Annotated in this window: 10 protein-coding genes; 7 read left to right on the top strand and 3 right to left on the bottom strand. The window is 72.6% G+C overall.

What is annotated here, in order from left to right; genetic code table 11:
• Positions 1-507: 507 nt before the first annotated feature.
• The 3 genes from AOK09_RS41090 (at position 508) to AOK09_RS13880 (ending at position 4,263) form a co-directional block, all read left to right on the top strand.
• Positions 508-2,919 (top strand): DUF5010 domain-containing protein, encoded by a 2,412-nt coding sequence (locus tag AOK09_RS41090; protein WP_079063042.1) that lies wholly within the window; start codon positions 508-510, stop codon positions 2,917-2,919.
• 122 nt (positions 2,920-3,041) lie between these two features.
• A complete protein-coding gene (locus AOK09_RS13885; protein WP_157875893.1) occupies positions 3,042-3,389 on the top strand; it encodes a hypothetical protein in 348 nt (115 codons plus the stop codon).
• Between the two features lie 190 nt (positions 3,390-3,579).
• Positions 3,580-4,263, top strand: a complete 684-nt coding sequence (locus tag AOK09_RS13880) for a hemerythrin domain-containing protein (protein WP_055587483.1) — start codon at positions 3,580-3,582, stop codon at positions 4,261-4,263.
• 150 nt (positions 4,264-4,413) lie between these two features.
• Here the strand turns inward: AOK09_RS13880 and AOK09_RS39065 are convergent, their stop codons facing one another.
• The 3 genes from AOK09_RS39065 to AOK09_RS43170 all read right to left on the bottom strand — a co-directional run bounded on the left by AOK09_RS39065 (position 4,414) and on the right by AOK09_RS43170 (position 9,360).
• On the bottom strand, positions 4,414-5,406 hold the full coding sequence (locus AOK09_RS39065; RefSeq protein ID WP_055587482.1) for a helix-turn-helix domain-containing protein: 993 nt from the start codon (positions 5,404-5,406) through the stop codon (positions 4,414-4,416).
• Between the two features lie 244 nt (positions 5,407-5,650).
• Positions 5,651-6,352: a hypothetical protein gene (locus tag AOK09_RS39060; protein ID WP_157875892.1), complete on the bottom strand. Its 702-nt coding sequence runs from the start codon at positions 6,350-6,352 to the stop codon at positions 5,651-5,653.
• Positions 6,353-6,678: 326 nt separating this feature from the next.
• A complete protein-coding gene (locus tag AOK09_RS43170) occupies positions 6,679-9,360 on the bottom strand; it encodes a hypothetical protein (protein WP_055587480.1) in 2,682 nt (893 codons plus the stop codon).
• Between the two features lie 799 nt (positions 9,361-10,159).
• Between AOK09_RS43170 and AOK09_RS13860 the strand changes: the two genes are divergently transcribed.
• The 4 genes from AOK09_RS13860 to AOK09_RS13845 all read left to right on the top strand — a co-directional run.
• Positions 10,160-10,498: a WXG100 family type VII secretion target gene (locus AOK09_RS13860; RefSeq protein ID WP_055587479.1), complete on the top strand. Its 339-nt coding sequence runs from the start codon at positions 10,160-10,162 to the stop codon at positions 10,496-10,498.
• A gap of 64 nt (positions 10,499-10,562) precedes the next feature.
• Positions 10,563-10,889: a WXG100 family type VII secretion target gene (locus AOK09_RS13855; RefSeq protein ID WP_055587478.1), complete on the top strand. Its 327-nt coding sequence runs from the start codon at positions 10,563-10,565 to the stop codon at positions 10,887-10,889.
• A 70-nt stretch (positions 10,890-10,959) separates the two neighbouring features.
• A complete protein-coding gene (gene eccD / locus AOK09_RS13850) occupies positions 10,960-12,309 on the top strand; it encodes a type VII secretion integral membrane protein EccD (protein WP_055587477.1) in 1,350 nt (449 codons plus the stop codon).
• Positions 12,310-12,340: 31 nt separating this feature from the next.
• Positions 12,341-14,184, top strand: a 1,844-nt coding sequence (locus tag AOK09_RS13845) for a right-handed parallel beta-helix repeat-containing protein (RefSeq protein WP_157875891.1), incomplete at its 3' end; no start/stop codon positions are given.

Raw genomic sequence — 14,184 nt, 5'->3', positions numbered from 1 at the left:
GCTCACCGTCGAGCAGGCCGCCCGGGCACGGCTGACGGGTGTCCACGCGGATCCGTCGCGCCCCGCGGCCGCCGCTCGAAGAGGTTCGGCGTGTGCAGGCTACGCCGATGTGCGTGCGCCATTCCGCCTCGTGGCTCGCATGTTCACGGGGTTGGCACCGATTTTCTAGTTACCCGTTCGAAGTGTGCCGTTTGATGTTGGTGTCTACGGGTTTCCTTGAGGAACCGTGGGGCGGCTCCCGTTCTCGCGGCGTTCTCGCCGGCGATTCGGACGCGGCGAGAAAAGGAATGGCGAACGAGGGCGGATCGCCTTCGCGCAGTGCTCCTGATCATTCCTGTTAGGCTCTTCCGCCATCACGGCCGAGCGACGTCCCACGGGGCTGTCCGATCGCCGTCGCCCCCATTTCTCACCCGCGCCGTGAAGAGCTGCGCCGGGCCGCTCCGGTGGCGGCCGACCGAGCCGGGAACGACCCGCATTCTTCGTCCAGGAAACGGATCAGCAGAGTCGATGTCAGCACATTCTCGCTACCGCCGGGTGTCACGGCGGGTCCTGGCGGGCGCCGCGGCGGCGCTTGCGCTCTCAGCACTGGCAGGGCAGGGACCGCTGCGGCCGGCGCTGTCGACCGCCGCCGCCGTGGCGGCGGCACCCGTGGTGGACGACGGCGGCACGGTGCTGCCCGTCCGGGCCACGGGGGCGACCGGGGCCGTCGGGGTGACCTTCGGGTTCGAACCCAACACCCTGGCCGGCACCAACTACACCAACGAGGACAACACCATCTACAACCTGCCGCTGTTCAAGGCGACAGCGGACAGGGCGGAGTTCTGGGACAACTACGTCGAGGAACTGGTCGCGGCCGGGGTCGACTTCGTCGCGGTCGACATCCGCGGCTACATCCCCGGGTCGGCCATGCCGAACGGGGGCGGCGACCCCCGTGTCCTCACCGGCCTGGTGGACGCCATCAAGAAGCGCGGCGTCCAGAACCAGTTGAAGATCGCGGCGCTGGACGACACCCCGGCTTCGCTGGTGGACAAGAAGAACCAGGTCAAGCACAACAGGGGAGGCTACGTTCCGGCCTTCGACCTCGGGGACACCACCGGCGAGGGGGAGGGCGGCTACCAGTACTTCTGGGACAACAACCTCAAGGCGTTCTTCGACGCCGTGCCCAGCGACCTCCTCTACAAGGTGGACGGCGGCAAGCCGCTGATCTACGAGTGGTCGATCGGCTCCCCGCTCTTCACCAACCAGGGCAACGGCAACGCGGAGCGGATGCTGAAGTACGCCTCCGACCGGGCGCAGCAGCAGTTCGGCTTCCGGCCCGCCTTCGTCCTGGACCAGACCTGGCCCAGGCTCGACCCGCAGTCCGTCTCCCAGGCCTACGGGCAGGACAACTGGTTCACCACGAACGACACCGGCAGGTCGGTCGTGACCTTCGACGCCGACATCGCCAACAGCGACGTGGTGAGCCACGACGGCAACTGGAGCATCTCCACCGGCCGCAACGTCGGCGACTACAACGACGACATCGTCTACACCACCAAGGCGGGCGCCACCGCCGGCTACACCTTCACCGGAACCGGCATCGCCTACCTCGCCGAGCTCAACAACGACGAGGGGAATGTCGACGTCTACCTCGACGACGTGTTCCAGACCAATGTGAACCTGAACTCCACCACCGGGCGCAAGGCACAGCAGGTGGTGTTCCAGAGGAACGGGCTGAGCGACGGCCCGCACACCATCAAGGTCGTCAACAGGACGACCAAGGTGGGCATGATCGACGCCTTCAGGATCACCACGGCAGAGACACACCCCACCGTCACAGCGGCCGTCGCGGTGCCGAGCTTCCGCTATGTGGACTTCGACACCGACATGGTGATCGATCCCGAGCACGGTGCGACGCTGCAGAACAACCTCCAGGCGACCGTGAACGCCGCCAAGGCGGACATCACCCTGGTCGAGGGCTTCACCGACTGGCCGGAGAACGCGGCGCTGTGGCGGGCCAGGGAGGGCAGCTACAGCGAGCGCCTCTACGACTATCCCAGCCAGCACCTCAACACCCTGCGCCGGTTCTCCAAGGACCCCTTCCCGGTCGCCCTCAGGGTCGAGGCCGAGTCGGCCGACGCCTACCTGGACAGGACACCCGGAAACACCTACACCTCCTACCGCGACGGTGACATGGACGTCCAGAAGGAGCCCGGCGACACCGGAGGCGGCTGGAACGTCGGCAGCATCGACGACGGCGAGTGGCTGCAGTGGCAGGAAGTCGGCATGCAGGGCACCAAGGACCTCAAGGTCCGCGTCGCCACGCCCAACAGCACCGCCCAGCTGCGCTTCGTCATCGACGGGGTCGCCGGACCCACCGTCACCGTTCCCAGCACCGGTGACTGGCACGCCTACCAGACGGTGAGCGCCGGAACCTTCTCCTTCAAGCCCGGTACGGCCCACACCGTCAGGCTGGAGTTCCTCCACGGCGGACTCAACCTCAACTGGTGGTCCGCCGAGACCAGCACCACGGCGTCCCCCGCCCCGACCGCGCCCACGGGCCGGATCACCGGCTACGGCGGCAAGTGCGTCGACGACGCCGACAGCAGCCCGGCCGACCGCAACCCGATCCAGCTGTGGACCTGCAACAGCAACGCCGGCCAGCAGTGGACCGTCCGCACCGACGGGACCGTCCAGAGCCTCGGCAAGTGCATGGACGTCGCCGGCGCGGGCACCGCCAACGGAACCGTCGTCCAGCTCTACACCTGCAACGGCACCGGCGCCCAGCAGTGGACCTACGACACGGCCCGCCACGCGCTGCGCAACCCGCAGTCCGGCCGCTGCCTCGACGCCACCGGGCCGAGCTCGGCCGACGGCACCCGTCTGCAGATCTGGGACTGCGCCTACACGGCCAACCAGCAGTGGAACCTGCCCGCCTAGCGACCGCGTGCCCGCAACACACGGCGAGGGCGGCCCGGAGCCGCCCGTCCCGCCTGCGCGTCACCGCCACCGCCGCCCCGCCGACCCGTACCTCGTCCCGGCACGCGCCCCCTGGAGATGTGTTGGATTCCGCCTCTGACATCGTGATCGGCCGTCATCCGGTCCACGGCATCGTCGCCGCAACCCCCCGACACTCCGCCGCCGCGGAGCTGATGCTGCAGCGGCTGGGCTTCCGCCCGGTCTCCGGTACCCCGCTGCGCGTCCTGTCCGGGGACGACCTGGAGACGACGCACCGTACCGGCGAGGCCATCGCCACCCTGCGCAGCGCCGGCTACACCGTCACCGCGGACCTCGTCTGCGGCGCCGTGCCGGAAGGCGCCGCCCCGCGGCGCCTTCCGGCGCCGGCACCCGCAGACGATCCGTGGGTCACCCGGCCCGAGAGCGGGGAGACAGCACCTCCGCCCGAGTAGTGGACGCCTCCTGGTGAGGGCCGGAGAGGGCGTGCCCTCGGCCCTGCCCCCCCGCAGAGACCCGGCGAATCCGTCGACGGCGACGGTCGCCCCCCGCACCGGGCAGTCTGCTCACCCAGCGCCTGACCCGGTCGACGACGCCGGCCGGCTTCGATCCCCCGACACCGGCCGGAGGACAAGGAAGAGGACTATGGCTCCCAAGGCCGACGAACCCATGGCCGACACCCGCGACATGTACATGGCCCACGCGGCCCTGCGCCGGGAACTCCGGCTGCTCCCCGGCGTCATCCGCTCCGCCCAGCCGGGCGACAGCCGGCGCGCGGAGGTCGTCGGCGCCCACGCCGCACTGGTGTGCGCAGTCCTGCACGGGCACCACGAGGGCGAGGACCTGTTCCTGTGGCCCAGGCTCCGGGAGCGCGGCGGCGCGGCGGCGGAGGCCATCGTGCCGACGATGGAGCAGCAGCACCACGACATCGAGCAGCGGTACGCGGAGGTGACCGGGCTGCTCCGCACCTGGCGCTCCACCGCGTGGGGCGGCGAGGCGCTCGCTGAGGCGGTCGAGGGGCTGGCGGCCGCCCTGGAGCGGCACATGGCGCTGGAGGAGAGGGAGGTCCTGCCGCTGGCCGAGAAGTACGTCACCGCCAAGGAGTGGCACCAGCTCGGTGAGCACGGCATGGCGGCCATTCCCAAGAGGATCCTGCCGCTCGTCTTCGGAATGGCGATGTACGAGGGCGACCCGGAGGTCGTCAAGGCCGTCCTTGCGACGGTCCCGCTGCCCGTCCGGCTGCTCGTCCCGGCTCTCGGACGCCGCAGGTACGCGGCCCACGCCAAGCGGATCCACGGAACGGCGACGCCCCCTCGCGTCGGCAACTGAGCCGTCTGCCCGCTGCCTGCGGCAGTCGGCCCGCTGACACCCGCACCCGTCCCGGGATCTACCAGGACGGGTGCGGGCGTTCGTGACCGGACACGCCCGGACCGCCGCCGGAGCGGACAGGAGGCCAGGCTCCCGCCCGCCCGGCCCGGATCAGCGGGTGAGTGAGCTGGGTGTCTCGCCGAACTGCCGCTTGAAGGCCCGGCTGAAGTGGCTCGCGTCGGCGAAGTGCCACCGGGCCGCCACGGCGGACAGGGTGTACCTCCCACCGAGAGTGGCGAGTTCCTGGCGGGCCCGCTCCAGCCGGCGCCGCCGCACATAGGCCATCAGCGACTCGTCGGCCTCGCTGAACGCCCGGTGCAGGGTGCGCACCGAGACCGACAGGGCCTTCGCTATCTCGGCGGGGGACAGGTCCGGGTCCGTCAGACGCGCATCGGCGCAGTTGCGCGCCGCAGCGCGCAGCGAGGGACGGAAGGCTGAGTCGGCGGAGACGCCCTGGGCCATGAGCGTGCCGGCCACCAGGTGCAACACGGACTGCTCGGCGGCGCGGAGCCCTGCCGGAGTCAGTTCGCTCCGTGCCTCACGTGTGACCTGGAGCTGGCCTGTCAGCAGCCGTGCCTCGGGGGCCGTCTGGGGGACGAGCGCCAGCGTCGGCAGCTGGTCGAGCCCGGTGGAGGCGAGGGCCTCGTACGGCAGTTGCAGGACCTGCCACCTGGTGCCGGGCAGCGTCGAGAACTCCCAGGGCATCCCGGCATCCCGCACGCACAGCATGCCGGGTGGGACGTGCACCGTGCGACCTGCGGCGGTTAGACTCAGCCCGCCACTGCGGATGATGTGGACCACCGCGAGCCGCTGCGCGGCCCCCATGCGGTCCGTGCCACCGGATATTCCCTCCACCGCGTCGCCGTACTGATCGCTGACCGTGATGTCCCCGATCGTCGCGGGGTCGATCCAGCACCGGAACTGGCCTGTCGTGTACTGCTTGGGAAATCGCAGGGAGTGGACGTGCGCATAGCCGTTCCGGCTCACGCTGCGCCACCGGCGCCGCAGCACCTCGTCACGTGAGGGGTGGGCCAGCGGGATCTGAATGTGTATGGGGGGAGAACTGGACGGCGGGCCGGCACCCGAGATGTCCGATACAGCCATGCTGGATATCACCTGATCGCTCGATGGGAGTGAGTGCGGGCAGACCAGACCCCGGCGTTGACGGTCGCCTGGGTGATCTGCCGGGTTTCCGTGCCGGTGCGCTGCCGCGTGGCTTTTTCGTCCGCGGCGTGCAGGGCCGCCCCCGACCTCTTCAGCGGTCAGGGCATGTCGGGGGCGGGATCCCCGGCGCGTCGCACGCCCGGCGCGGCATGTCCGGCGGCGGCCGGAAGGACCGGCCCGCGGGTCAGTGCGGTGCGGCCTCGCCGGATCTCGGCTTCGGTTTGGCGTTCGCCGAGGCCGGGGCGCCCGTTCTGGTGCCGGAGCCGGGCCGCACGCGGTGTCCGGGTGTGGAGCCGGGCTTGGACGATGCCTTGCCGGACGGCGGGGCGGAGGTTTTGGAGCCGCCCCCGGCGTGGGGTTCCGTGCTCGACGTCCCGGCCCCGCCGGGGGTGTCCGCGGTGCCGGCGGAACCGTCCGTGGACAGTGCCAGGTAACCGCCCGCGAGCAGGGACGAAAGCACGAGGCCGATGACGGCGACCCGACCGGCCCCGCGAGGCCGGTCGCCGTCGGGGTGCGGGCCCGCGCCACCACCGGTCGACGGGGTTCTTCCGGGGTCCGGGCGACCGTTCATCGAAGCTCTGCGGCGCGCGACGGCGCGGACCACCTCCTCGACGTCGGAGGCCCGGGGGGCCGCCTGCTGCTCGGGCTGCGCCTGCTTCGGCTGCGCCTGCTTCGGCTGCGCCTGCTTCGGCTCCGTCGGCTTCGACTCCGCGCGGTCCCTGTCCGCGGGCTTCTGATCCCTGGGCTCACGCACCAGCTCCGTCGCGCGCGCCCGCTCTGGCACGGGCACCGGTTTCGTCACGGGCCCACGACGCGGCTGGGGAGCCGGTTCGCGATCCGGTTGCACCACGGGCTCGGGCCGGGGATCGCGCTTCGGCTCGGGCACAGGCCTCGGTCTGGGCGCTGCCGCAGGCACGGTGGGCTCGGTGCCGGCAGGCGGCGGGAGAGGGACGGTCTCTGGACGGGAGGCCGCTGCACGGGAGTCCGGTGTACGGGAGTGCGCCGGTTGAAGGGCTACTGCCTGGGAGGCTGCCGGTCTGAGGGCTGCTGCGGGGGAGGCAGCCGGAGCCGGAGCTGCGCCGACCGGCTCCAGGCCCGCGCCGGGCTCGCCGGTGACCGCGGGCAGCACGGTCGTTCTCCGGATCCGGATCGCCGGAGCCGATGGCGGGTCGTTCTGCGGGGACATGGCGTCTTGCCTCCATGTTGGTCATGTCAGTGCTGCCCGATGGGACCGGCGCAGTGAGCCGGCCAGATGCCCGGGCCCGGCACGGCGGCCGACCGGCTCGCCAGCGCCTGGTCCAGCCGGGCGAGTGCCGTGCCGTCGGCGTCCTCCAGTGCCCCGTCGCCCAACCCAGCGCCGCTGCTGGGCAGTTGGCGCAGCAGGACCAGGGGTGAGTCGGCGTCCGTACGGACGTCCAGCACCCTGAAGATCGTGCCGGGGGCGAAGACGATCTCGTCGCCGTCGTGCTTGAGGGAGCCCACGCTGCGGCCCGTGATCGACCAGATCGCGTAGGCCGGGCCCTCCGGCGTGCCGACGGGGCCGAGCGGCAGGGCGCTCACCGGCGCCGGTTCACGCAGCGACTGCCCGGGCCGCAGAGCGCTGCCGAACACGGCACCGCCCGCCCCGTGCAGCACCGCACCCCGGTGGACGGGCAGACGTCCGAGCCCGGATGCCAGGCAGGCGGCGTACGGGAGATATCGCTGGTCGCCCGCCCGCAGTGCTGCCGACAGCTCTCTGGGGTCCAGGGGGCCGCCGATCTCGCGCAGGTACATGCGGACGGCCATCAGGTCGAGCTGGGCGCTCTCGTACTCCGGCCCGCTCAGCTCGGGCATGCCGCGCAGTGCCTGTGAGACCACGGCTCCGTGCCGTTCCCAGGCCGAGGCTGCCAGGGGACGGAAGACCTCCCGCTCGTACTCCGTGCTCCGGTGCCAGGGGGACACCGGCGCCGGGGGCGGCATGTGCTGCATCGCTCCGTCGGGTTGCGGCACCGGGGGGTGGGCCGCGGTCTGCGGCCGAGGCGCAGGCGGGGGAGTCGGCTCGGGCGCAGCAGACGCTTCACCGGCTGCCGGAGGCAGAGCCTGACCCGGCGACGCGGCCGCCGCCGGAGGGGATGCCGCCTCCGGCAGCGCCGACCGTGGCACCCCGGGCCCGGCCGGAGGCATTCCCTGTCCGGTGGGAGGCATTCCTGGCCCGGTCGGGGGCATTCCCGGCCCGGTCGGCGGCATTCCCGCACCGGTCGGGGGCATTCCTGGCCCGGTCGGGGGCAGCCCCGCACCGACCGGGGGCATTCCCGGTCCGGTCGGGGGCATTCCTGGCCCGGTCGGCGGCATTCCCAGCGCGCTGGGAGGCATTCCTGGCGTGGTCGGAGGCGGTCCCGGCGTGGTCGGGGGCAGCCCCGGTGCGGCCGGGGGCATCCCCGGGTGCCCGGGGAGCCCGCCGGTGGGGACGGCAGGGCGCCGGCCCGCCGCTTGGGGCGGCGTCTGGGGCTGGGAGAAGCGGATGACGCGCAGGCCGTGTTCGGCCGAGAGCGCGCGCAGCGCGCGGCCGTTGTCCGGCACCGCGGCGTGGACATGCAGGGTGGTGCGGGTGCGAATGTCTGCGGTGAGCCCTGCGAGCAGCCGGGAGAGCACCGGCCACAGCGTGGGGGTGAGCCGGTCACCGGCGCGGCCGACCTCGATGACCGGACCCTGGGCGCTGACCGGGCGCCAGCTGTGCGGCACGGGAGGGCCGGACCGGGAGCAGATCCACAGGCCGGCCCGGGTGACCACCAGCTGCCACTCGTCGGACAGCGGAACCGTGCCGTTCGCGGAGGGGGAACCGCCGACCGGCGCGCCGCCGGGTCCCGTGAACGGGGGGAACCAGCGCAGCACCCGGGGTGGCGGGGCGCCGCCGGCCTGCTCCGGGGGAGCGGGCACGCACAGTACGGCGTCGACGAACGGCAGCCATGAGGGCGCCTCGTCGTCGCTCAGCAGCACCGACCTGACGGAGTACCGGCCCGTGCGGCCGTCGGAGGCGATCAGCGGCAGGCCGGTGGTGACCTCGACGGCGGCGCCCAGCGACCGGGCGACCGACTGCGCCAGCGGCAGCAGATCGGAGCGGCCGCCCGGGATGAGCCGCAGGCCGTTCTCGGCGACGGCGGGGTGGGCTTCGAGCAGCTGGAGGACGTCCGAGGCCGCGACGTCCTCGCCCCACGGCACGCCGACGACCAGCGCGGGCCGCGCGGGGTCGACCGGTACGGCGTGGAACAGGTCGTCCTGTCCGGTGCGGTTGCTGTCGACCGGGCGGATCAGCAGCCCGGCCGGAATCTGGTCCACCGTGCAGCCCTTCACTGCGGTGGCGGGGACCTGGTGCAGGGCGGACTGCCAGCGGGGAGCGGGCAGGCGCGGCCCCAGCGCCACCGGCGCGCGCCCGGGCGTGAACCGCCACCAGCCGCCGTTCCCCGGGGGGACGAAGACCGAGCCACCCGGGACCACCAGCGCGGGGCCGTCGGGTGCCTCGACCGCCAGCTTCCACGCCTCGGCGATCCGCCGGGCCAGGGCGGGGCGGCCGGGGCTGTCGGCGCCCGCGCCGGCCATCACCAGCCGTACGGTCCGGGTGCCGGTCTCACGCAGTGAGTCCAGCGCCTCGCTGAGCCGTGGCCACAGTGCGTCGACCGCTGCACCGGCGACGCCGACGACGAGGGCGGCGGTGCCGTCCTGGCCGCCGAGGGTGCGGGCCAGGTCGGTGATGTCGGCCGGGTGCAGACTGTCGTCTGCGGGCAGGCGCAGGACCAGCAGTCCGTTGTGGTCCTCGACGAGCACCCGGGGCGCGGGCGCCGCGGGTGCCACGTGGTCGTCCTGCGACCGTGCGCTCCTGGCGTCACCCCCGGTGAAGGGCCGGCTGCGGCGGCTCATCGGGTGCCCCTCGCGAACGGGTCCGCGCTGGGCGGCACTGCGACGGCGCAGCGCCCCTGCGGGATGCGCGGGGCAGAGGTCTCAGTCATGCGTGCCTGTCTTGTGATGATTCTTTGCGCGGACGAAGACGTGCGGACGAAGACGTGCAGCGCACGCCGCGCGGTGTCAGCGGGATCGGAGCCACGGTGTTCCCGTCGGTGACGGGGAACGTCGTCGACGTGCTCCGAACGACGCCCCGGGGCCCGCTCGCGGGCGGACACCGGCGTCACTGAGGAACACGGACGCGTCCGCCGCCGAGGTCGCCGCAGTGCTCCACTCCGCGTCGAGGCAGGTCGCTGCCCACTCGGCGCCCGGTCACGGGGTGGCAGGCAGCGCGCCGTCCGGACGCAGGCGCACCGAGCGGCTGCCTTCGGCGGTCACATCCGGGAGTCACCGCAGCGGAAGCGGCTCGTTCGTTCACGTCCGCCCCCACCCATGTCCTTGCCTGAAGCTCACCCGACCCGGTCACCGCACCCGTACGCCCACTGTTGTCACCACTGACTGAATCCTCAGCCAGCTCCCAGGCTCTTTCCAGAAGCTCAGTGCCAGGGGCTTGAACGTCCGCGCCAGGCTCCCCGGAGGCTCCCGGGAGATTCGCTTCCGCCTGGTTCAATCAGCACGCGCCCTGGGGCGATCCGCAGGTCACGACCATGACTCCGCGCCGGTTTCCGCCCGGTGGAGCGGTGCCTGCGCACTCTTCACACAGGGGCGGTACGCCGGATGCCGGCAAGCAGCGGAACAGTTCAGGAAGGCGGACACCATGGCAGAAGAAACTTTGAGGGACGGCGTCCTCTACAGCATGTCGCCCGACGAGCTCCTCCTCAAGGCTCAAGAGATCCGCAGCACCGAGACGCTGGTCGAGGCGGAGCTCGGCGCCATGAAGGCCAATGTGGTGGTGCTGGGGAGTTCTTGGGAGGGGCCCGCCGCGCTCCTGTTCCAGGACCTCATGGTCGAGTGGGACAAGCACGCGACCCAGCTGCGGCAGGCGCTTCTCGCCATCGCGGGCGGCCTGGAGGGCAGCTCCCACAACACCACCGCGGCCGAGCACGTGAACGTGTCGAACCTGCACGGGATCCAGCTCCCCCGGGCGCGGCTGTAGCCCTGCGCCGGGCGCCGCCGAAGCCGTCAGTCGCAACTCCACACCTTTCGTCTGAGGAATTGACATGCCCGATTTGGCAAGTGCGCGGATCAAGGTCGGCTCGGAGCTGGAAGTGGCCGGGCCCAGTCTCAACGCACAGGCAGAAACGATCATGGGGGACCTGCACCGACTCAAGACCAGCCTGGCGTCGCTGATCGACGCCTGGCAGGCCCAGTCCGCGACCGCGTACCAGGAGTGCATGCACGAGTGGGACCTGGCCGCCGTGGGCCTCTTCGGCTCCGCGGAGGAGGGCGGAATCCTCGGCGAGATCGCCAACGTGCTGAAGGTGGCCTGGGTCAACTCCGTTTCGACCGAGGAAGCCAACCTCGCGACATGGAAGTCCTCGGCCTGACCCGGGCAACAGCGGACCGCGCGGCCGCACGCCCCGATGCGGCCCTACGTGTGTGACAAGGAATCGCCCAGTGGAGAACGAACGCTGCCACGTGACCGTGGTGGGAACCCGGCGGCGGGTGGACCTCGCGGTGCCCGCGGACGCCGCCATCGCCGAGTACACCCCGACCCTGCTCGACCTCGTGGGGCAGGTGGAGTTCGACGACACCTTCCCGCCGGTGTGGTCGCTCGCCATGCCCGGCACGTCGCCGTTCCCGCCGGAGGCCTCGCTGCGTGAGTGCGGCGTCGTCGACGGCGCGACCCTGTACCTCAGGGACATGGCCGCGGGAGAGTTCGACGAGCCCGTGGTCACCGACCTGGAGGAGGCGGTCGAGCAGATCGACGGTGTGGCCACCGCGTGGGGCTGGAGGCCGCGCGCCTTCACCATCCTGGTCCTCGGTGTCCTCAGCCTCGTCGCGGGCTTCGCCACGCTGGCCTGGACCGACCAGGCCCTGCCGGCCACCGGGGCCGGCGCGATCGCCGGCGCCTCGCTGCTGACGGTGCTGGCCTGGCACGCCACCCGTCAGGGCTGGTCGCTGCCGCTGGGCCTGCGGCTGATCATGGCGTACTCCGCGGTCCCGCTGGCCGCCGTGGCCGCCGCCTCGCTTCCCGCCGCGACCACCAGCACCACCGCCGTGCTGCTGGCAGTGAGCGTGGGGACCGTGATCGGATCGCTGGCCGCGGTCCTGGCGATCCGTCACGCGACGACGCTGATGGCCGTGGCGATCAGCATCTCCGCCCTGCTGCTCACCGTGTGCCTCGCCCTCGGCGGCGCCTCGCTGCCGCAGTCGTCCGCAGTGGTCGGCGTCTTCATGATGGTGGTGCTCGGCGTCGCCCCCAAGATCGCGGGACACACCTCGGTGCTGGCCGGTTCGCACATCGGAGGCGCGGAGGCCTACGGCGACGAGTCCGACGTGCTGCACCTGGTACGCCGCGGCCAGCGGCTGCTCGTCGGACTGAACACGCTGGCCTCGCTCCTCTCCGCCGCATGCCTGGTGATCCTCGGCACCTCGGACCAGCCGTTCGCGGTGGCCCTGGCCGGCTGCCTCGGCCTGGCCCTGGTCCTGCGTGCGGGACGCGTGACCATCGCGGTGGCGGTGGTGCCGGTGGTGACCGCGGGGACGATCGGTCTGGCCGTCACCCTGATCCATGCCCCGGAGACCTTCGGCGCACCGGCGGGGTCCGGCTCCTTCGCGCTGATCGCCGCGGCCGTGGTCGCGCTGCTGGTCGGCCTGAGCCGGGCCTTCCGCGCGGACCGCGCCGACGGGCGTCCCGCGTGGATCGACCCGCTCGGCGGGCTCTTCCTGCTGGCGGCCGTGCCGCTGGCGGTGGGCGTCTTCGGCGTGTACGCATCGCTGCTGAACTCCGGCCAGACGCCGTGACGGTCGTCGAGCGGAACGGAGTGTGGTGCCGGTGAAGCGGAACGTCCTGCGGGTTGCGGACCGGGGCTGGGGTGCCTACCGCACCGTCACCGCCGCCGTCCGGGCCGCCGAGGAAGGTGCGGTGATCCACGTCCAGCCGGGCGTCTACCGCGAGTCACTGGTCCTGGACCGGGAGGTCACCGTCGTCGCGGAGAAGGGCCCGGGGACCGTACGCATCGTGGCCGCGCACGGCCCCGCCGTGAGTGTGAACAGCGGCGCGCCCACGCTGCGGGACATGACGATCGAGGGTGTCCTGGAGCGCGGGCCGGCGGTGCTGGTCGGCGGCGGCCGGGCGGTGTTCGAACAGTGCGAGGTGTCCCGGGGCCGTGTGGAGGTCATCCGCGACGCGGCCGCCGAACTGCGCTCGTGCACCATCGAGGAGGCCCTCGGTGCGGGTCTCCACGCCACCGGCACGGCGGGCGTCCTCGTCGAGGACTGCACGATCCGGTCGGTCTCCGGTCACGGCCTGACGCTCAGCGACGCCGCCACGGCGGAGGTGCGCCGCACCGTCGTGGAGCGGGTCAGCGGCGGCGGCGTGGTGCTGGCCGGGGAGTCGCAGGGCGTCTTCGACGACTGCACGGTCCGGCACACCGGCGAGGCCGCCCTGATGGTGCAGACCCCGGCACGTCCGCTGCTGCGCGGCTGCCGACTGCACGACAGCAAGGCCCAGGGCGTCCTGGTGACCGACGCGCCCGGCGTCACACCGGCCGCTCCCGGCTCCGCCACCGACCAGGCGGCCGACGCGGCGGGCCGCGAGGAGATGCGGATCCGGCTGGAGAAGTGCGAGATCTTCCGCACCGCCGGGGACGGCGTGGTGGTGTCCGGCGGAGCCGAGTTCTGGCTCCGGGACTGCCACATCCGGGAGACCGGCGGCGCCGGAGTGATCGCCGCCGGCACCAGCAGGGTCGAGCTCGACGGGACCCGGGTGGTGGACCTGCCCGGGACCGGGCTGGGCGCCGTGGACAGCGCCCAGGTGTCCGTCCGGGGCGGCACCGTCGCCCGCACCGGCGCCAACGGCGTGCACGCGGCGGACGGCTGCACCGTCCGCCTCACCGACTGCGAGATCTCCACCACCACGTACACCGCCCTGTACGTCGGCGGCAACGCCCGCGCGGAACTGCGCTCCTGCACCCTGCGGGACAGCGCGCAGCACGCCCTGCGGGCCGAGGCCCAGGCGGACGTCCTCGCCGAGGACGTCCGCGTCGAGCGGGCGCGGATGACGGGCATCGACATCAAGGACGCCGACGCGGTGCTGCGCCGCTGCGTGGTCGCCGAGGCGGACATCGGCATCAGGCTGGAGACCAGGCACCGCCCGCTGCTGGAGGACTGCGAGGTGTCCGGGTCGGCCAAGACGGGCATCGAGATCGCCGCCGCCACCGGCGCCGTGGTACGCGGCGGCCGGGTCGAGGGCGCGGGGTCGGCCGGGGTGTTCCTCGACGAGGGGTCCGAAGCCCTGGTGGAGGAGCTGACCATCGCCGACACCAAGGGAAGCGGGCTGGTGATCTGGTCCGGAGCCCGCCCGCGGGTGCGGTCGGTGACCATCGCCGGCACCGTGAAGAACGGCGTGTACGCGGGCGAAGGCGCCGAGGGCCTGCTGGAGGACTGCGCGGTCTCCGCCACCGGCTATCCCGCGGTGTACGTGGGCGCCAAGGCGTCCCCCGTACTGCGCCGCTGCCTGGTGCACGACACGGACGAGGACCTGTCCCAGGCCGACGACGCGGCGGCCCGCTTCGAGCAGTGCCGCAGCAACAACGTCAAGGTCGCCTCCATGCCGACCGAGGACGAGGGGCAGCCGGCCCTCGCGGTCGGCGCACCCGGCGCGCGCGCCGCCGCGGC

This window comes from Peterkaempfera griseoplana (assembly GCF_001418575.1).
Classification (GTDB): Bacteria; Actinomycetota; Actinomycetes; order Streptomycetales; family Streptomycetaceae; genus Peterkaempfera; species Peterkaempfera griseoplana.
This window is presented reverse-complemented; position numbering and strand designations above follow the sequence as displayed.